22 protein-coding genes are annotated in these 17,536 nt (G+C 68.6%); 8 read left to right on the top strand and 14 right to left on the bottom strand.

The window, feature by feature from the left end; translation table 11 throughout:
• Both VKG81_RS06575 and VKG81_RS06570 read left to right on the top strand, forming a co-directional pair.
• Window positions 1-1,233: a molybdopterin-dependent oxidoreductase gene (locus VKG81_RS06575; RefSeq protein WP_324395030.1), complete on the top strand. Its 1,233-nt coding sequence runs from the start codon at window positions 1-3 to the stop codon at window positions 1,231-1,233.
• Between the two features lies 1 nt (window position 1,234).
• The gene (locus tag VKG81_RS06570) at window positions 1,235-1,741 is read left to right on the top strand and encodes a hypothetical protein (RefSeq protein WP_324395029.1); all 507 of its coding nucleotides are present in this window, start codon (window positions 1,235-1,237) and stop codon (window positions 1,739-1,741) included.
• Between the two features lie 7 nt (window positions 1,742-1,748).
• Here VKG81_RS06570 and VKG81_RS06565 read toward each other — a convergent pair whose 3' ends face one another.
• Genes VKG81_RS06565 through VKG81_RS06555 form a run of 3 tightly spaced genes read right to left on the bottom strand, consistent with a single transcriptional unit; the run spans window position 1,749 to window position 3,704 of the window.
• Window positions 1,749-2,378 (bottom strand): class I SAM-dependent methyltransferase, encoded by a 630-nt coding sequence (locus tag VKG81_RS06565; protein ID WP_324395028.1) that lies wholly within the window; start codon window positions 2,376-2,378, stop codon window positions 1,749-1,751.
• 1 nt (window position 2,379) lies between these two features.
• Complete coding sequence (locus VKG81_RS06560) at window positions 2,380-3,051, bottom strand: TIGR04282 family arsenosugar biosynthesis glycosyltransferase (RefSeq protein ID WP_324395027.1); 672 nt, start codon at window positions 3,049-3,051, stop codon at window positions 2,380-2,382.
• Complete coding sequence (locus VKG81_RS06555) at window positions 3,048-3,704, bottom strand: glycosyltransferase family 2 protein (RefSeq protein ID WP_324395026.1); 657 nt, start codon at window positions 3,702-3,704, stop codon at window positions 3,048-3,050. The genes VKG81_RS06560 and VKG81_RS06555 overlap by 4 nt, the downstream gene beginning before the upstream one ends.
• A gap of 104 nt (window positions 3,705-3,808) precedes the next feature.
• Here VKG81_RS06555 and VKG81_RS06550 point away from each other — a divergent pair, with 104 nt between their 5' ends.
• The 3 genes from VKG81_RS06550 to VKG81_RS06540 all read left to right on the top strand — a co-directional run bounded on the left by VKG81_RS06550 (window position 3,809) and on the right by VKG81_RS06540 (window position 6,045).
• A complete protein-coding gene (locus tag VKG81_RS06550) occupies window positions 3,809-4,489 on the top strand; it encodes a response regulator transcription factor (protein WP_324395025.1) in 681 nt (226 codons plus the stop codon).
• Window positions 4,490-4,519: 30 nt separating this feature from the next.
• Complete coding sequence (locus VKG81_RS06545; protein ID WP_324395024.1) at window positions 4,520-5,548, top strand: HAMP domain-containing sensor histidine kinase; 1,029 nt, start codon at window positions 4,520-4,522, stop codon at window positions 5,546-5,548.
• A gap of 62 nt (window positions 5,549-5,610) precedes the next feature.
• Window positions 5,611-6,045: a nitroreductase/quinone reductase family protein gene (locus VKG81_RS06540; protein ID WP_324395023.1), complete on the top strand. Its 435-nt coding sequence runs from the start codon at window positions 5,611-5,613 to the stop codon at window positions 6,043-6,045.
• 19 nt (window positions 6,046-6,064) lie between these two features.
• On the opposite strand, the gene VKG81_RS06535 is transcribed toward VKG81_RS06540, so the two are convergent.
• Window positions 6,065-7,096 (bottom strand): NAD-dependent epimerase/dehydratase family protein, encoded by a 1,032-nt coding sequence (locus VKG81_RS06535; RefSeq protein ID WP_324395022.1) that lies wholly within the window; start codon window positions 7,094-7,096, stop codon window positions 6,065-6,067.
• The gene (locus VKG81_RS06530; RefSeq protein ID WP_324395021.1) at window positions 7,093-7,866 is read right to left on the bottom strand and encodes an S-methyl-5'-thioadenosine phosphorylase; all 774 of its coding nucleotides are present in this window, start codon (window positions 7,864-7,866) and stop codon (window positions 7,093-7,095) included. Before VKG81_RS06530 ends, VKG81_RS06535 begins: the two co-directional genes overlap by 4 nt.
• Before the next feature lie 40 nt (window positions 7,867-7,906).
• Between VKG81_RS06530 and VKG81_RS06525 the strand changes: the two genes are divergently transcribed.
• Entirely contained in the window at window positions 7,907-8,779 is an 873-nt protein-coding gene (locus tag VKG81_RS06525; protein WP_324395020.1) for a 1,4-dihydroxy-2-naphthoate polyprenyltransferase, read from the top strand.
• Between the two features lie 155 nt (window positions 8,780-8,934).
• Here VKG81_RS06525 and VKG81_RS06520 read toward each other — a convergent pair whose 3' ends face one another.
• Window positions 8,935-9,210 (bottom strand): DUF4229 domain-containing protein, encoded by a 276-nt coding sequence (locus tag VKG81_RS06520; protein WP_324395048.1) that lies wholly within the window; start codon window positions 9,208-9,210, stop codon window positions 8,935-8,937.
• A 73-nt stretch (window positions 9,211-9,283) separates the two neighbouring features.
• Between VKG81_RS06520 and VKG81_RS06515 the strand changes: the two genes are divergently transcribed.
• The gene (locus tag VKG81_RS06515) at window positions 9,284-9,460 is read left to right on the top strand and encodes a hypothetical protein (RefSeq protein WP_324395019.1); all 177 of its coding nucleotides are present in this window, start codon (window positions 9,284-9,286) and stop codon (window positions 9,458-9,460) included.
• 3 nt (window positions 9,461-9,463) lie between these two features.
• On the opposite strand, the gene VKG81_RS06510 is transcribed toward VKG81_RS06515, so the two are convergent.
• From VKG81_RS06510 to VKG81_RS06475, 8 genes are read right to left on the bottom strand one after another with little or no spacing between them, the layout of a single operon-like run.
• Window positions 9,464-10,582, bottom strand: coding sequence for a MinD/ParA family protein (locus VKG81_RS06510; protein WP_324395018.1), 1,119 nt, complete (start codon window positions 10,580-10,582; stop codon window positions 9,464-9,466).
• Between the two features lie 48 nt (window positions 10,583-10,630).
• Window positions 10,631-11,632 carry a c-type cytochrome biogenesis protein CcsB gene (ccsB, locus tag VKG81_RS06505; protein ID WP_324395017.1) on the bottom strand — a complete coding sequence of 334 codons (1,002 nt, stop codon included), beginning with the start codon at window positions 11,630-11,632 and terminating at the stop codon, window positions 10,631-10,633.
• Window positions 11,629-13,233: a cytochrome c biogenesis protein ResB gene (resB, locus tag VKG81_RS06500; RefSeq protein WP_324395047.1), complete on the bottom strand. Its 1,605-nt coding sequence runs from the start codon at window positions 13,231-13,233 to the stop codon at window positions 11,629-11,631. Before resB ends, ccsB begins: the two co-directional genes overlap by 4 nt.
• 47 nt (window positions 13,234-13,280) lie before the next feature.
• Window positions 13,281-14,051, bottom strand: coding sequence for a cytochrome c biogenesis CcdA family protein (locus VKG81_RS06495; RefSeq protein ID WP_324395016.1), 771 nt, complete (start codon window positions 14,049-14,051; stop codon window positions 13,281-13,283).
• Window positions 14,048-14,656 (bottom strand): TlpA disulfide reductase family protein, encoded by a 609-nt coding sequence (locus VKG81_RS06490; protein ID WP_324395015.1) that lies wholly within the window; start codon window positions 14,654-14,656, stop codon window positions 14,048-14,050. Before VKG81_RS06490 ends, VKG81_RS06495 begins: the two co-directional genes overlap by 4 nt.
• Before the next feature lie 3 nt (window positions 14,657-14,659).
• Complete coding sequence (locus tag VKG81_RS06485) at window positions 14,660-15,268, bottom strand: histidine phosphatase family protein (RefSeq protein ID WP_324395014.1); 609 nt, start codon at window positions 15,266-15,268, stop codon at window positions 14,660-14,662.
• Complete coding sequence (gene hemL, locus VKG81_RS06480; RefSeq protein ID WP_324395013.1) at window positions 15,268-16,596, bottom strand: glutamate-1-semialdehyde 2,1-aminomutase; 1,329 nt, start codon at window positions 16,594-16,596, stop codon at window positions 15,268-15,270. The genes VKG81_RS06485 and hemL overlap by 1 nt, the downstream gene beginning before the upstream one ends.
• Before the next feature lie 51 nt (window positions 16,597-16,647).
• On the bottom strand, window positions 16,648-17,046 hold the full coding sequence (locus VKG81_RS06475) for a nitroreductase family deazaflavin-dependent oxidoreductase (RefSeq protein WP_324395012.1): 399 nt from the start codon (window positions 17,044-17,046) through the stop codon (window positions 16,648-16,650).
• Window positions 17,047-17,229: 183 nt separating this feature from the next.
• On the opposite strand from VKG81_RS06475, the gene VKG81_RS06470 reads away from it, so the two are divergent.
• A partial coding sequence (locus VKG81_RS06470) for a nitroreductase family deazaflavin-dependent oxidoreductase (RefSeq protein ID WP_324395011.1) occupies window positions 17,230-17,536 on the top strand: 307 nt, incomplete at its 3' end.

The raw sequence follows: 17,536 nt of genomic DNA, 5'->3' as shown, positions 1-17,536 counted from the left end.
ATGAACCGCTGGCGAAGCCCGCTTCGGGGACCATGGTTGACCTCCGTGTTCGGCTTGGCGCTGTTGATCACCCTGCCGATCGTGATCATCACCGGGCTGCTCTCCTACATCGCTTACGGGCCGCAGTTCGGGCAGGCCATTCCCGCCGATGTTGGCTGGCTCAAGTTGCCGACCTTCGACTGGCCGACCAGTCCGGTGTGGCTGTACCGGCTGACCCAGGGCCTGCACGTCGGGCTCGGCCTGGTGCTGATCCCGGTGGTGCTCGCCAAGCTGTGGTCGGTGATCCCGCGGCTGTTCGCCCGGCCGCCCGTCCGCTCGGTCGCCCAAGCGCTCGAACGTGTGTCGCTGGTGATGCTCGTCGGCGGCATCCTGTTCGAGATCGTCACCGGCGTGCTCAACATCCAGTACGACTACATCTTCGGGTTCAACTTCTATGTCGCCCACTACTTCGGCGCCTGGGTGTTCATCGCCGGCTTCCTGATGCACATCACGCTGAAGATCCCGCGGATGGTCACCTCGCTGCGGTCGATGTCGCTGAGGGACGTGTTGCGCACCAACCGCGCCGCCACCTTGCCGGAGCCACTCGATCCCGATGGGCTTGTCGCCGTCGATCCGGCACCGGCCACGATGAGCCGCCGCGGTGCGCTGGCATTGGTGGGCGGCGGCGCCCTGTTCTTGGCCGTGATAACGGCCGGGCAGACCCTCGGCGGCTTCACGCGCCGCGCCGCGCTGCTGCTTCCCCGCGGCCGCGATCACGGCAACGGCCCGAACGACTTTCAAATCAACCGAACCGCCGCGGCTGCCGCGATTGCCCCGGCGGGCACCGGGGATTCGTGGCGGCTGACGCTTCTGGGCGGCCACGCCCCGGTGGTGCTGGACCGAAAGACGCTGATGGCGATGCCTCAACACACCGCACGGCTGCCGATCGCCTGCGTGGAGGGCTGGTCCACCACCGAGACCTGGAGTGGGGTGCGGCTTGCCGACCTCGCGCGGCTTGCCGGGGTGCCGGACCCGCGCTCAGCCCTGGTGTCGTCCCTGGAGCGCTTCGGCGCGTTCAATCATGCCGTCCTGCAGGCGAATCAGATCAGCGATCCTGATGCACTTCTCGCACTGGGTGTCAACGGTGCCGATCTTTCCCTCGACCACGGCTACCCGGCGCGGATCATCGTCCCCGCGCTCCCCGGTGTGCACAACACCAAGTGGGTGGCCTCGATCGACTTCGCGGGTCGCTGACATGCGTTCGTTGCTGACGCGCTACCGCGACCTCTACGGATCCCATCCGCTGCATCTGTTGACGATGCTGGCCGGCTTCGCGCTCGCCGGCTACGTGGTGGCCACCTTCAAGCCCGTGACCCTGTGGAACCCGCAGGTCTGGTGGCAGTCGATCGCCGTGTGGTTCGCCGCGGCGATCGTCCTGCACGACCTGGTTCTGTTCCCGGTGTACGCGCTGGCCGACCGGCTTCTGGCCATTCCGGCGCAGCGCCGCCGCCGGCGCCGCGGCGAAGCTCTGGTTCCGGCGCTGAACCACATCCGGGTCCCCGCGCTCGCGTCAGGCCTGACGCTGCTGGTCTTCCTCCCCGGCATCATCCAACAGGGCAAGTCCACATACGTCGCCGCGACGGGACAAACCCAAGAGCCGTTCCTGGGCCGGTGGCTCCTGCTCACCGCGGCAATGTTCGGCATCAGTGCCGTTCTGTATGCGATCCGAAATATATTGGTGCACAGGCGAATTACTCGTTGATTCTTGCTCAGGCCGGCACCAGGCTGGCCACCACCCGCTCCCCCACCCGATGAACCTCTGTCACCGCAAGATCGACCTGCTCGGCCAGCCGCCAGGCGCTGTCAACCCCAACCGATGCCCACCGAAACCAAGGCCCGACGGTGTGGGGAGACTCCAGCCGCACCCACCGCAGCCGCACTCCCGTGATACAGGGTTCGAATTCGGCCAGACATCGACCGCTGCGTCGCAGCAACTCCCGTGCACGCGCCAGTATCCGGTGCGGGTCGCCGCCGAGCCCGACGTTGCCGTCGGCCAGCAGCACGGTCTCCCACCGGCCGACGCCGGGCAGCGGCTCGAACACGTCGCGATGGAGCACGGGCGCCCCGTTCCGTCGCGCCAGCTGGATCGCGGTCGCCGACTGGTCGACACCCAGCGCCGGTATTCCCCGGCGGATCAGGTGTGCAACCAAACGGCCCGGGCCGCAGCCCAAGTCGATCGTCGGGCCGTTGCACATCGCCACCACGTGGTTGTCGAAGGCCTCGTCGGCGCCGCGGCCGCCCAACCAGCTGCGAACGGGCAGCCGGTGCACACACCCATCGTCGTGACGGATCCAGCACCGCTCGCCGACGAGCGCTCGGTCGTACAGGTTGCCCAGCACCTCACACCCCCACCGTTCGTGTCACCCGCGCAAATCGGGAGTCGGCCGCGCCGGCCCGGCGCACGGGGGCCACGTCGTCCACCGTGTCCACGTCGCGAAGCTCGTCGACGAGCGTCACTCCTATACCCCGGCTGGCCAGCGCGGCAAACGTCAGTGCTCCGGTGTCGCCCCGCGACATCGGCACCCCGCGCAGCGCATCGGCCGTCCGCGCCGACCGCACGCCGAGCACCCACCATCCGCCGTCGGCGGCCATGCCCAGCACCGCGGGCGCGCCCAACAGCGCCTCGGCACACCGGGTCAGCAGCTCGGCGGTGACCTGCGGGGTGTCCATCCCGATCTGCAGCACCGGCATTCCCCCGGCGGCGTCGGCAGCGTCGATGTGTGCGTTGGCCAGCCGGTCGGCGAAATCCCCCCCGCGCTGCGGGACCACGGTGAATGCCTGCAGCCGTTCGCGGATTTCGTCCCCGGCTCGGGCCTCGTCGAGATCGCCCGTCATCGCCACGACGCGCGCGCTCACCGGTGCGGCCACCACCGCGTCGAGTGTGTCGAGCAGGGCAGCGGCCGCGATGTCGGCAGCCGCCTCAGCGCCGACCGCCGCGGCCAGCCGGGTCTTCGCCAGCCCGGCGACCGGCGCCTTGGCTACCACGAGAAGCGCGACCGGTAGCGGCTTCATGAGATGGCCCGCCAAAAGTCAACGGCGGCAATGAAACTACCGCGCAACGACCCGCTGACCTTTGACTTCCCGCCGGTACGGGGGCCATAGCCGACATCGCGTTCGACCACACGCCATCCGGCCGCGGCGGCGCGCATCAACAGCTCCACCGGATACCCCGACCGGCGGTCGCGCACACCGAGTTTCAGAAGCGCGTCGCGGCGTGTGACCCGCATCGGGGCGATGTCGTGTACGGGCAGGCCGTATCGGGTGCGCAGCCGCCACGACACCGCCGCGGTACCCAGCCGGGCGTGCCACGGCCAGCGCAGGCCCCTGACCGGGCGTCGACGGCCTGTCACGAGGTCCGCGCCGCGATCCAGTTCGGCGACCATCAACGGCAGCTCCGCCGGATCGAGCGATCCATCGGCGTCGAGCACGGCCACGATCGGCGTCGTCGCCGCGACCACTCCGGCGTGCACGGCCGACCCGTAGCCGGGCTGGGTTTCGACCACCACATCCGCGCCATGGCGGCGCGCCACCAGCGCGGTGGCGTCGGTGCTGTTGTTGTCGACGACCAGGGCCCGATAGCCGGGCGGAATACCGGCCAGTACCCCCGGCAGTGATGCCTCCTCGTTCAGGCAGGGCAACACCACCGTGACCGGACAGTCGGGCATGTGTCCCGAGACTAATCACCCCACCATGCGGCGGTGTTGGTTATCGGTGACAAATCAGTGACATCACCGCAGGTCGACGGCCTGCCAGGCTAACCTCGTAAATTGTGAACGCGCGTGTGCTCATCGCCGACGATGACACGGTGGTGCGTGATGTCGTACGCCGCTACCTCGAACGGGACGGCCTCGACGTCAGCGTCGCCGACGATGGGACCGAGGCGTTGCGCCTGTTGGGCACCGAACGCATCGACGTCGCGGTGCTCGACGTGATGATGCCCGGGCCGGACGGGTTGACCCTGTGCCGCAGCCTGCGCCAGCGCGGCGGCTACCCGATACCGGTGATCTTGTTGACGGCGCTCGGCGAAGAGGACGACCGCATCGCGGGTTTGGAGGCCGGCGCCGACGACTACGTCACCAAGCCGTTCAGCCCGCGGGAGCTGGCGTTGCGGGTGCGGTCGGTGCTGCGCCGCGCCCCCGCGCCCGCGACCGCGCTGCCGATGGAGATCACCTTCGGCGACCTGACGGTTTCCACCGCCTCCAGGGCCGTGCACGTCGCAGGTCAACCCGTCAACGTCACCAATCGCGAGTTCGATCTGCTGCTGTTCTTCTTGACCCACTCCGGTGCGGTGTTCTCCCGCGAGGAGCTGCTCAAGAGGGTGTGGCGGTGGGAGTTCGGCGATTTGTCGACGGTCACCGTGCATGTGAAGCGGTTGCGTGCCAAGCTTGGCGACCACCACCGCATCCAAACCGTATGGGGGCGAGGGTATCTTTGGCAGGACGCGCGATGAGTGCTCGCGCGAAGAACGGACGGCACGGCCGTGCAAACGCGTGACATCGCTGAGATCCTCGGTTTGGCGGTGGCCTGCACGCTGCCGGTGGTGCTCGCCGGGTGGCTGGTGATCCGGCTGGCGAGGTCGTGGTCGCTGGCCGTCAGCATGGTGGTGCTGGTGCTGATTCCGACCCTTGCGACGTTCACCGGTGTACTGGGCGCGAGCGGGTTCATGATCACCCAGACGTTCGAGCAGACCGCGGTGGTGCTGGTGATCGTCGCGGTGGTGACGATTCCGACTGCGGTCATGATGGCGCGTTACCAAGCGCGAAGGACAGTGTGGGAGAGACAAATTCGCGACGCTGAACGCGCATCCGAACAGTCACGGCGGCGCCTGGTGGCGTTCGTCAGCCACGACCTGCGCACACCGCTTGCCGGGATACGCGCGGTGTCCGAAGCGATCGCCGACGGCGTGGTTCCCGATGACGAAATCAGGGTACACGCCAAACACATTGAGCAGGAGTCGGTCCGGTTATCGGAGATGGTGGACGACCTGTTCGAGATGTCGAAGATCAACGCGGGCGCGGTGAGGTTGCCGCACGACAAGGTGGCTCTCGACGAGGTGGTCGATGACGTGCTCGCCGCGCACCGGATCGCCGCCGAGCGTGCCGGGGTCGCACTTCACGCCACTCTGCCCGCGGAGCCGGTGCGCGTGGTCGGCAGTGACCGCGCACTGGTTCGGGTGCTGTCGAACCTGGTGGCCAACGCGATCGCACACACTCCGGAGGGCGGCAGGGTCGAGCTGGCGCTCGGCGCCGACGAGAACGGAGCGTTCGCACGCGTCGACGACACCGGCGTCGGCATCGACGAGTCCGACCTGCCCCGGGTTTTCGACGTCGCCTACCGCGGCTCGAACGGACGGGTGCCGCGCAGCGACCCGTCGCTGCCCAGCGGTTCCGGGCTTGGGCTGGCGATCGCGGCAGGCCTGGTGCAGGCCCACCGCGGCACGCTCTCAGCCCACAACCTGGGCGACGGCGCTCGCTTCGAGGTGCGGCTGCCGCTGGCGTCGGACGATTGACTCTTGTAGTTGAGTGATCATTCTATTAACGTTGTTCACCTAATCCGCGGAAAGGGTGCACGATGGCTGCCACAGGCGTACGGAAATTCAGATTCGAGCGAAATGTGGGCCGCATCGTGGTCAATCCGCTGGTCGCGGCGTTGGACCGCGCCGGCATCCGCTCGGCACTGGTGGTGGAGCTGGAGACCACCGGGCGCAAGTCGGGACAGCCGCGGCAAGTCCCGCTGACCGGCAGTGCCGACAACGACGGCGTCTGGCTGATCTCGCAGCACGGCCACCGATCCGGCTGGGCGCACAACATCACGGCCGACCCGCGGGTGCGGGTCAAGGTGAACGGCCGCTGGCGCACCGGCAGCGCGGTGTTTGTGCCCGACGACGACGTTCGCGCCCGCGCCCGCAGCTTCGCCCGCGGCAAGATCGCCGGCGCGGCGACCGCCGCCGCGATGCGGGCGCTTCAGAGCGATCCGATCTCGGTGCGGATCACGTTCGACGAATAGCGAAAAGACAGGCAACGAGTCAATCGCGCAGCGGCGCCTTGGCGAACTCCCGCAATCCGGCTCTTGGCTGGATCGTCGCGCTGAAGCCCAACAGCTTCTTCGCGCGCACCGGATCGGCGACGATGTGGCGAACATCGCCGCTGCGGTACTGCCCGGTGACCTGCGGTGCGGGGCCGCCGCTGGCGACAGACAGCTGCTCGGCCACATCGCGGATCGAAATGGGTTGCCCTGAGCAGACATTGGCGGCGACGAAGCCGGCCTCGCAGTGGTTCAGTGCTGCGACGTTCGCGAGAGCCACGTCGTCGACGTGGACGAAGTCGCGCATCTGGCCGCCGTCTTCGAACACCTTTGGCGCTTCACCTTTTTCGAGCGCGGAACGGAATATCGCGGCGACGCCTGAGTATGGGGTGTCACGCGGCATGCCGGGACCGTAGACGTTGTGGTACCGCAACGCCACGACGGACGCGTGTGCGGCCTCGGCCCAGGCCAGCGCATAGTGCTCCTGCGCGGTCTTGCTCGCGGCGTAAAGGCTGCGCGGACGCAGCGGCGCGTCCTCGTCGACCAGCCGCCAGGACAGCTCCTCGCCGCCGATCGGACAGCGGTGCTCGAAGATTCCGGCGTCCAGGTCTTCGCGGCGCCGCGGCATCGGTTCCACGGCACCGTGGTCGGGGCAGTCGTAACGCCCCTGCCCGTAGACCACCATCGATGACGCCAGGACGAGCCGACGGCATCCCGCGGCGTACATCTGCGCCAGCAGCACGGTCGTCGCGTAGTCGTTGTGCCTGCCGTATTCCGGAGCGTCGGCGACATCGACCCCGGCGCCCACTATCGCGGCCTGATGGCACACTACGGCAACACCGGCGAGAAGCGGGGCGAGGGCGGAGGCGTCGGCGACGTCCACACGGTGGCAGTCCGGCGGCGGCTGGCCGGCGGGGCCGTGCGCGGCCGGCAACATCAGGTCCACGCCGACGACGTCGTGGCCGTCGGCTTCCAGTGCCCTTTTCACCCGCGATCCGATGAAGCCGGCCGCACCGGTCAGCAGTACCCTCACGGCAACTCGATCGGCAACGTCACACCCTCGTGCGGCAGGCAGTGGGTGCAGGTGCGCTCGGCAACCACCCCACCGATGGCCTCCAGCACCACTTGCTTGAACGGGCCGAGGTTTCTGTCGAACTCGGCGAACACGTCCACGGCCCGCACCCCGGTTCCGGCGTCGATGCCCGCGTCCAGGTCGGTGACGAGGGCGATTGCGGCGTAACACATTTCGAGCTCGCGGGCCAGAACGGCTTCGGGATAGCCGGTCATGTTCACCAGCGTGAAGCCCTGGCCCGCGTACCACTGGCTTTCCGCCCGGGTGGAAAACCGCGGGCCCTGCACGACGACCATCGTGCCGCCGTCCTGCACGCCCGGCACCAACGCGGCCTCGCGCAACGTCGGGCAGTACGGGTCGGCGAAGCTGACATGCACGCCGCCGGAGTCGAAGTAGCTGTCCTCGCGGCCGGTGGTCCGATCGACGAGCTGGTCGGGCACCACCATCGCGCCGGGGCCGAGCTTCGGGGTCAGGGAACCGACCGCACACGGCCCGAAGACGCGGCGCACACCCAGCGCCCGGAGCGCCCACATGTTGGCGCGGTACGGCACGGTGTGCGGCGAGTACTCGTGGTGCAGGCCGTGCCGCGGCAGGAACGCCACCTCGTGGTCGCCGACCCTGCCGATGGTGATGGCGCCGCTCGGTTGCCCCCACGGGGTGTCGAGGTGGATGCTGCGCGCGGCCTCGTCGAAGAACGTGTAGAAGCCGCTGCCGCCGATGACTCCGAGCATGCCGACCATTCTGGGCTATGCGCCATGAAAGGATCGCCGCGTGGCCACATTCGCGCAGTGGGTCGAGGGTGCCCGCCCGCGCACCCTGCCGAACGCGGTGGCGCCGGTGATCGCCGGGACGGGCGCGGCGGCGTGGCTGCATTCGATGGTGTGGTGGAAAGCGGTGCTCGCGCTGGTGGTCGCCGTCGGGATGATCGTCGGGGTCAACTACGCCAACGACTATTCCGACGGCATCCGCGGCACCGACGACGATCGGTCCGGCCCGATCCGGCTGGTGGGGTCGCGCCTGGCTGCGCCGCGCGCGGTACTGACCGCAGCGGTGGTGAGCCTGGTGCTCGCCTCGGCGGCCGGGCTGGCCCTGGCGCTGACCAGCGCGCCGTGGCTGATCGCCGTGGGGGCGGTGTGTCTGCTCGGCGCCTGGTTTTATACCGGCGGCTCGCGGCCGTACGGGTACCGCGGCTTCGGCGAGGTCGCGGTGTTCGTGTTCTTCGGGCTGGCCGCGGTGCTGGGCACGCAGTATGTGCAGGCGCTGCGGATCGACTGGGTCGGGGTTGTGTTGGCGTTCGCGACGGGGTCGCTGTCGTCGGCGGTGCTGGTGGCCAACAATCTGCGTGACATTCCAACCGACAGCCGCTCCGGCAAGATGACGCTCGCCGTGCGTCTGGGCGACGCGGCGACGCGGCTCCTGTACCAGGTCCTGCTTCTTGTGGCTGGGCTTCTGACGCTGGCCTTGATCGTCGCGACGCCGTGGTGTGCGGCCGGGCTGGTTGCCGCGCCACTGGCCGTCCGGGCCGCCGCGCCGGTGCGCAGGGCGCACAGCGGCGCGGAGTTGATTCCGGTGCTGCGCGACACCGGTCTGACGATGCTGGTGTGGTCGGTGGCCGTCGCCTCGGCGTTGGCCTTCGGCAGGTAACGATCGCCGGTCAGAACAACGTGGTCACTGCACGCCTTTGGGTATCCAGTGCGGTGAAAGCTGCCAGGAGAAAGACGGTCACGACGGCTCCGGCCGAGAGTTCTGGTGCCGACGTCGAAACACTCTCTGTCCCTTCCGAAACCTGGGCAGTCCACCTAGTCCGGTGACTCCCCGCGCAGGCGCGCGCGCAGCTGCTCGCGCGCGCGGCGGCGGCGTTCGTCGACCGCCATCATGCTTGCGGTGGCGCGGCGGCGTAGCGGGGTGAAGATCCAGATACCCAGCGGCAGGGCGATCACGATCGCGAACGCGACCGCGACGTAGACGGGAAAGTCATCGACGCCGAGCAGCCTTGCGGCGCCGTAGATCAGCGCGGCGAGCGCGGCCGCCAGCAGAAGCCGCGCAGCGGCGTACACGATCACATCCCGGATCATGCGCGGCGTGGACACCTCTTCGGGCACCGCCCGAGCCTACCGACACGCGTATATTCGGACCAAGGAGGTATTTGTGCTGTTCTTGCTGCTCTTGCTCATCGTCGCAGGTCTGATCTACGCCGGTTGGCGGATGATGCGCGCCAAGGACAGCCGGCCGAAGACACGGGTGATCGGGCCCGACGACGATCCCGACTTCTTGTGGCGACTCGGTCGCGGTCCGGACAACCCGCGGGACAAGCCAAGGCGGTGACGCCTAGCCGAACAAGTCGCGCCGGTCAGCACCGGCGAAGCCGTCGGCCACCACCGCCGCCAGTTCGATCAACGCCTCGCGGGTTTCTCGTTTCAGCCGCTCCAGGTGGATCTCCGCACCCTCCTCGAGGTGCGGGTCGAACGGGACGAGCCGCACCGCGCGGCATCGCCGGGAGAAGTGGTCGACCACCTTGTGCATGTCGACCTTGCCCGACCGGGGGCGCACGGCGTTGATCACGGCGATCGAGTTGCGCACCATGTCCTGGTGGCCGTGCGCATCGAGCCAGTCCAGCGTCGCGGAGGCGCTGCGGGCGCCGTCGACCGAGCCGGAGCTGATCACGATCAGCGCGTCGGCCTTGGCCAGCACGGCTGACATTGCCGAGTGCATCAGGCCGGTGCCGCAGTCGGTGAGCACCAGGCTGTAGAAGCGTTCCAGGATATCCAGGGTCTGCAGGTAGTCGTCAGAACTGAATGCTTCGGACACGGCCGGGTCGCTCTCCGAGGCGAGCACCTCCAGCCGGCTCGGGCCCTGCGACGTGTAAGCGCGGATGTCGCTGTAGCGCTCGATGCCCTCCGCGTCGCGCAGCAGATGACGCACGGTAGCGGGGGTTTCCAGTGGCACCTTGGCGCTCAGCGTGCCGCGGTCCGGGTTTGCGTCGACCGCGACCACCCGATCACCTCGGATCGACGCGAAAGTCCCGCCCAGGGTGGCGGTGATTGTCGTCTTGCCGACGCCGCCCTTGAGGCTCAGCAGCGCGATCCGGTAGCAGCCGTGCAGCGGCTGGTTTACCCGCGCGACCAGGTTGTGGTGATTGATTGCCTTGGCGCTCTCGCCGACGTTGATCAGCTTGAACGAGGCCATATACAGCCACTTTCGCCAGCCTGCGGACGGTGGCGGCGGGACCGGGCGCATCAGCGTCTCGATGGACAGGTCCTTCGACGTTGGAGGCGGGGGCGGCTGCCAGGGCGGGTTCGCCGGCTGCGGGAATCCCGTCGGCAACCCGGTCGGCGGGGTGGGCGCCGTCCACTCGGGCGGCACATGCTCAGCGTGCCGGCCGCCCAGCGTGGGGTCGGTGAATCGCTGCTGTGCGCGAAAGCCGCCGGTGTCGAAACCGTCAGACACGCGTTTGACCCCCTACGTCGCTGGCTTTCTGACCAATGACCATAGCCCCTAGCCGACTCCTGCGTACGAGTGCAGGCCCACCGTCACCAGGTTGATGAAGAACAGGTTGAACACCATGGCCACGAATCCGGCGACGTTGATCCAGGCGGCCTTCTTGTCGCGCCAGCCGGCTGTCGAGCGGGCATGCAGGTACGCGGCGTAGACCACCCAGGCGATGAACGACACCGTCTCCTTGGGATCCCAGCCCCAGTACCTGCCCCATGCTTCCTCAGCCCAGATGGCGCCGAAGATCACCCCGAAACCGAACACCGGGAACGCGAAAATAGTTGTGCGATAAGCGATCCGGTCAAGCGTCTGGGCATCGGGCAGGCGCGCCACGACGCGCGCGACAGCTCCGTCGGCATCCGGTCGGCCCAGCGCTGACATCTTGACCAGGAACAAAATGCTGGCCACGCCCGCGACGAGGAACACGCCGGACCCGAGGCTGACCACCGACACGTGGATCGGCAGCCAGTACGACTGCAGCGCGGGCATGACGGGCGCGGCGTTGGTGTACAGCCAGCGGCCCGAAACGGTGAGCAGGATCAACACCGGTAGCAGGACGAACACCCACAGCGCACGGTATTGCCCGTGACGCAGCACGATCGCCGCGGCGACCAGACCCGACAGGCACGTCAGGTTGATGAACTCGTACATGTTGCCCCACGGGGCGCGCATCGTGGCCAGGCCGCGCAACACGATGCATGCCGCGAGCAGCCCGATGCCGACGTACACGAGTGCGAGTCCGGCCTTGCCGACGCGTTCGTCGATTGGCCGCCGCGGCGCGTCGATGACGATGCCCGGCATCGCGCTGTCGGCAGCTACACCCGCCGCGTGCGGGTACCTCCCGCCTCCGGCGGGGGAGAGCTCCCGCTGTTCGGCCTTGCGGCTGCGGTTGTAGGCCAGCTCGACGGCCAGCAGCATCAGCGCGCCGACGAGCACGACGATGGCGGACGTGAACGCCCAGTCGGAGTATCGGGCGAGGCCGATGTCGACGTGCACTGTGTTCATCTGGCGTGCATCTCACTTTCCCTTCCGGCCACCGCCGGGGCGGCCGTCGGCGCGTCAAACCCGTTCGGGGGGCACCTCCCGCCGGCAGGGGACAGCCGCTCGCAGAGCCTCTCGAACTCGTCGCCCCAACCGGAGTTGTCGGTACGCGCCAGGCCGCCCAGCTCGATGTTCACCGTACCGGGCAGGTCGGCGTCTGCAATCTGTGATGTCAGCGGCCCCGGGGCTCCGATCCGTACCCAGATGCGCCTGCGGCGGATCGCCAAGGACGCCAGCAGGCCTGCCATCATCGCCAGCGCGAACGCCAGGACCCAGATTTGTCCCGGGTCGTGGGAGACCTGGATGTTGACGAACGGCACCGCCCCGTCGAATCGCACCACGGTCCCGTCGCCGAGCCCGACCTGCTGGCCGGCGCGGAGGTTCACCCGCGCGACCTTCGTCAGCCTGCCCTGGTCGATGAGCTCCGGGTCGAGGTTGAACAGCGACTGCGGGCGCCCGGTGTCGAGCCCGGTGTCACCGCGGTAGATGTCGACGGCCACAGCGGGTTCGTTGAGCGCCGGGAAGTTCGACGACAGCAACGTGCCTTCGAGTTGTTCGGTCGGCGCGAACAGCCCCTGGATCGCGATCTGGTGCTTGCGGCGCTCCAGCGCGTCGGGATAGGTGCCGCCGGGCGGGTCGATGCGCGCGACGCCCGACGACAGCAACGTGCGCTGATCCTCGGGTCGCCACTGGATCGTGCTGGTGCGGGTCTGCCCGTCGCGGAACGTCACCGTGAAGGTCGGGGCGTACCCGTGGCCCTGCAGGTAAATCCGGTCACCGCTGATACGCAGTGGGTGGTTGACCTCGAGCTTGTAGGGTCGCCAGGTGCCGGACGCCAGGTCGCCGCCGGCCTGGTAGTCGATGTTGGCCGCGAACGACGTGGCCTGGCCGGTCGGCAGATAGCGCGCCTCGAAGTCGTTGACCCGCAAGCAGATCGGGTGCAGCGAGGTGCCGTCGACGGTGTTGCCGGCCTTGAACGAGTCGAACGCCGCGGGCGAGGCCGAGCAGAATCCGGGGCCACGGTCGGCGATGACGATCACGTTGCCCTCGTAGCCGAACAGCTTGCCCACCGCGACGGCGACGAGCAGGCCCAGCAGCGAGAAGTGGAAGACCAGGTTGCCGAACTCGCGCAGATAGCCTTTCTCCGCGGAGATTTCGACGGTGTCGCCGTCACGCCGGGTGATCCGTCGCCAGCCCTTCAGCCGCTCGTTGACCGCCGCCGCGACCCCGTCGGGGTCACCGGCGACCTGCCTGGTGTCGTACTTCGGCAACCGGGTGAGGTTGCGCGGCGCGGCAACGGGCGTGGCTCGCATGCTGCGCACATGGTCGACCGTCCGCGGTAGCAGGCAGCCGACCAGCGACACGAACAGAAGGACGTAGACCGCGGTGAACCAGAAGCTGGAGAACACATCGAAGAACTGCAGGCGGTCCAGCCACGGCCCGATCACCGGGTGCTTCGCCACGTACTCGTCCACCTTGGACGCATTGAGGCTGCGTTGCGGCAGCAGGGCACCGGGCACGGCCCCCAGGGCGAGCAGGAACAGCAACACCAGCGCGGTGCCCATCGACGTCAGCGCGCGCCACGTGTTGCGTCCCCACGCCACAAGCGTTCTCAAATCGGGAGCCTCGCATCGCTCACGAAGGCGTCGCGCAGCCATGACACGAAGTCGTTCCAGACACCGGTCACCAGCGCGACGCCGACCAGAATCAGCAGCACGCCGCCGAAGATCTGAATGGCGCGCGTGTGCCGCCGCAGCCAGCCCAGGCCCTGCACGGCACGCGCCGAACCAAACGCCAACAGCACGAACGGGATGCCCAGACCGAGGCAGTAGGCGGTGACCAGCAGCACGCCGCGGGCAACGCTGGCGCCGTCAGTTGCCGACGCCACTGCGATCACACCGGTCAGCGTCGGCCCGAGGCACGGTGTCCAGCCCAGCGCGAAAACCGCCCCCAGCAACGGCGCGCCGGCGAGCGTGGACAGCTGCCGGGGCGTGAACCGCGCCTGCCGCTGCAGGGCCGGGACGAAGCCGACGAACACCAGGCCCATCACAATCGTCAGTACCCCGCCGATGCGTTGCAGCAGGAGCTGATTCGTGATCAGCGTCGTGGTCATCCCGAGCACCGCGACCGTACCGAGCACGAACACGGCGGTGAAGCCCGCCACGAACAGCCCGGCCGACCCGGCGACTCGCCATCTCGCGGTGCGCACAGCGACAACGCCGGGCTCCTCCGAAACACCGACCACCGCCGCCAGATACGACAGGTAACCGGGCACCAGCGGCACCACGCACGGCGATGCGAACGAGACGAAACCAGCTACCACACAGATTCCCAGCGCCAGCAGCAGCGGCCCGGCCGCGGCGGTTTCGGCGAACCCGGTCATTGGGGACTCGGATTCGGCGGGGCCTCGGCGGCCACCCGCGCAACGACGGGCTGCAGATCCTCGGCCAGCAGTTCGCGCAGGAACACCGCCGCCACCCGGTGCTGGCGGTCCAGGACCAGCGTGGAGGGGATCACGGTGGTGGGATATTTGCCGCCGAACGCGATCATCGTCCGCATCGCCGGGTCGTAGATCGACGGGTACGTCACCTTGCGGTCGACGACGAAGTCGCGCGCCGCCTGACCCTCGTTGTCGCGCACGTCGATGCCGAGGAACGCGACGCCCTGGGCGCGGGTGGCGTCATACACCCGCTGCAGCTGGGAGACCTCGGCCCGGCACGGCCCGCACCACTGTCCCCAGACGTTGACGACGACGACCTTTCCGGCGAAGTCGTCGAGTGCCACCGTCTTCGCGGGGTCCATCAGGTCCGGACCGGCCAGTTGCCCGGGGCGGCCGCGGGACTGGGGCGGATCGTAGAAGATGTCGGTCTTTCCGCCGGGCGCGACGAATTCGAAGGTGCCGCCCTGGGCCACGGCGTCGTGCCCGGTGGAGCAGCCGGTGAGCCACGCCGCCAACACAGTGCATGCCAGCACCGGGACCCGCCGCACCGGTCAGCTCCCCGCCGGCTCGGAGTAGCGGATGTCTGCCAGCTTGTCGCCGGCGAACACAAACGACGTGAGCGACGCCAAGCCGCACTGCCGCCGGCGCGGGTCGTGCCACAGGTGGCGGCCGCTGAGGTGACGCCGCAACGTCCAGATCGGTAGCTGATGGCTGACCAACACCGCCTCGTGGCCTGCGGCCTTGGCGCGGGCTTTCTCCAGCGCGGTGGTCATGCGCGCTGCGACCTCGGCATACGGCTCACCCCACGACGGCCTGAACGGGTTGCGCAGCTGCCACCACACCCGCGGGTCGCGCAACGCGCCGTCACCGGGAGAGATGCGCTTGCCGGCAAAGAAATTCGCCGCCTCGGTCAGGTCGGGGTCGGTGGCCACCTCGAGGTCCTGGCGCGCGGCGATCGGCACGGCGGTCTCCTGCGCCCGCTGCAGCGGCGAGGCCACCACGACAGCGATGTCGTTGCCGGCCAACGCGTCGGCGATGGCTTCAGCCTGGGCTTTGCCCTTGTCGGAGAGTACGAATCCCGGCAGACGCCCGTAAAGGATGCCGTCGGGGTTGTGCACCTCGCCGTGGCGCAGCACGTGCACGGTTGTGGTTTCGGCCATCAAAACTCCGACCGGTGGGCTGCGGCTGCTGCGTCGGCTGCGGCGGGAAGTGCGGCTTCGATGCGATCAAACGCCTCGTCGTCCAAAGCCGCCGAAACGAACCAGGTTTCGAACGGACTCGGCGGCGCGTAGACACCGCCGTCGAGGAGCGCGTGGAAGAACGGCGGGTACCGGAAGGTCTGGCTGGCCCGCGCCGAGGCGAAGTCCTTGACCGGGCGGTCGCCGAAGAACACCGACAGGAATGTGCCTGCACGTGGGATGGCATGCGGCACACCTGCTTTCGCCAGCGCGGTGTTGAGCAGGTCGACCAGCCTGTCGGCGTTGCGGTTCAGCGCGTCGTAGACGGCGTCGTCGGCAGCGCGCAGGGTCGCCAGGCCGGCCGCGACGGCAACCGGGTTGCCCGACAGCGTGCCGGCTTGATACACCGGCCCGAGCGGCGCCAGCCGCTCCATCACCTTCGCACGGCCGGCGAACGCCGCGGCGGGCAGGCCGCCACTCATCACCTTGCCGAACGTGTACAGGTCGGCGACGACGGGCTCCAGCCCGTACCAACCGGACGGGCTCACCCTGAACCCGGTCATCACCTCGTCGCTGATCAGTAGCGCACCGGCGTCTTCGGTGATGCGGCGCAGGGCTTCGTTGTAGCCGGGTAGCGGCGCGACCGTGCCCATGTTGCCGGGGCAGGCCTCGGTGATGATCGCGGCGATATCGGTGCCGAAACGCGCGAACGCCTGCTCCACGGCCTCGACGTCGTTGTAGGGCAGCACGATGGTGTCGGCGGCGGTGGCGCCGGTGACGCCGGGTGAGGACGGCAGCGCGAGTGTCGCCACGCCCGAGCCGGCATCGGCGAGCAGCGCGTCCACGTGCCCGTGGTAGCAGCCGGCGAACTTCACGATCTTGGGCCGGCCGGTGAAACCGCGGGCCAGTCGCACCGCGCTCATCGTCGCCTCGGTGCCGGAGTTCACCAGGCGCACTCGCTCGGCGGGTGGCACCCGGCGGGCGATCTCGGTCGCCAGTTCAGTCTCCGTCGGCGTGGGGGCACCGAACGACAGCCCTCCGGACGCGGCCCGCTGCACGGCCTCGACGACCGCCGGGTGCGCATGGCCGAGGATCATCGGGCCCCACGAGCACATCAGGTCGACGTAGCGGTTGCCGTCGGCGTCGGTGAGCCAGTAGCCGCTGGCCTCGGTGATGAACCGTGGTGTGCCGCCGACGGCGGTGAATGCGCGCACCGGCGAGTTCACCCCGCCGGGGATCACCTTGCACGCCTCTGCGAACAGCCGCTCGCTGTTGGCGGTCGCGGCGGCGGCCTGGTCGGGACTGCGCATGCCACCAGTGTTCCAGCCCGCGAGTTTCGCCTCGACTACAGGGTGTAGTTGTCAGGAACTGGGGGTCAGGCTGAACACCGGGTGATCGGTTTCGCGAGGCAGTTGGCGGAAGTAGCCCTCCACGGCGCGTCCCGCTTTCTCGCGGTAGGCGGTCAGAATCGGCTGTCGATCCTGCTCGGGGGTTTCGCGGGCGACGTAGCCTGTCGTGCCCGACTTGTTGGTCAGCGTCACGTTGGGGTTGGCTCGGACGTTCTTCACCCATTGCGATTCGCCGCGGGTCGAGACGAGATACTTCGTGCCGCCGACGTCGACGGTGATGACCGGGGTTTTCTGTGGCTCCTTGCTGCCGCGCCTGGTCACCGTCAGGGTCTCGCTGTTGCTGACGCCGGTGGCCATCGCGATCTTGTTGAACACGTTCACGGTGAACCACGGCGGCTTTAGATAGGCCATGACCCTAGAGTCTTGCCGACCCCGCTCAGCGCCCGCAATGGCTCGTTTGCCATCGTCGCGTATTTCGTGTCGCTCGATGTGCCCACCGGCGGCACCGTCTGCCGATCGGACTGCTCCCCGTTCGACCCGCAATTCGGTCGGTGCGGGTTGTGATTCGGCGAGGCCGGCGAGTTTGATTGTCATATGCGACTCCCGCAATGGCTGGCCGAATTCAACCGTTACTTCACCAACCCGATTCAGCGCATGTGGGCGGGTTTTGTGCCGGGGATGGGGATCATCGGGCACCGGGGACGGCGCTCCGGCAAGGAATACCGCACACCGGTGAACGTATTCACCACCGGCGACGGGCTGGCGATTCTGCTCACCTACGGCCCGAACCGCGACTGGGTGAAAAACCTCGATGCCGCCGGCGGCGGGCGGATCAAGCACTACGGCAGGACGCACACGTTCACCAACCCGCGGGTGGTGACGAAGGCGGAGGCGTTGCCGA

The sequence above is a fragment of the Mycobacterium sp. genome (genome assembly GCF_035314905.1).
Lineage (GTDB): Bacteria > Actinomycetota > Actinomycetes > Mycobacteriales > Mycobacteriaceae > Mycobacterium.
The sequence above is the reverse complement of the archived record's forward strand: the minus strand, read 5'-3'. Positions and strand labels throughout refer to the sequence as shown.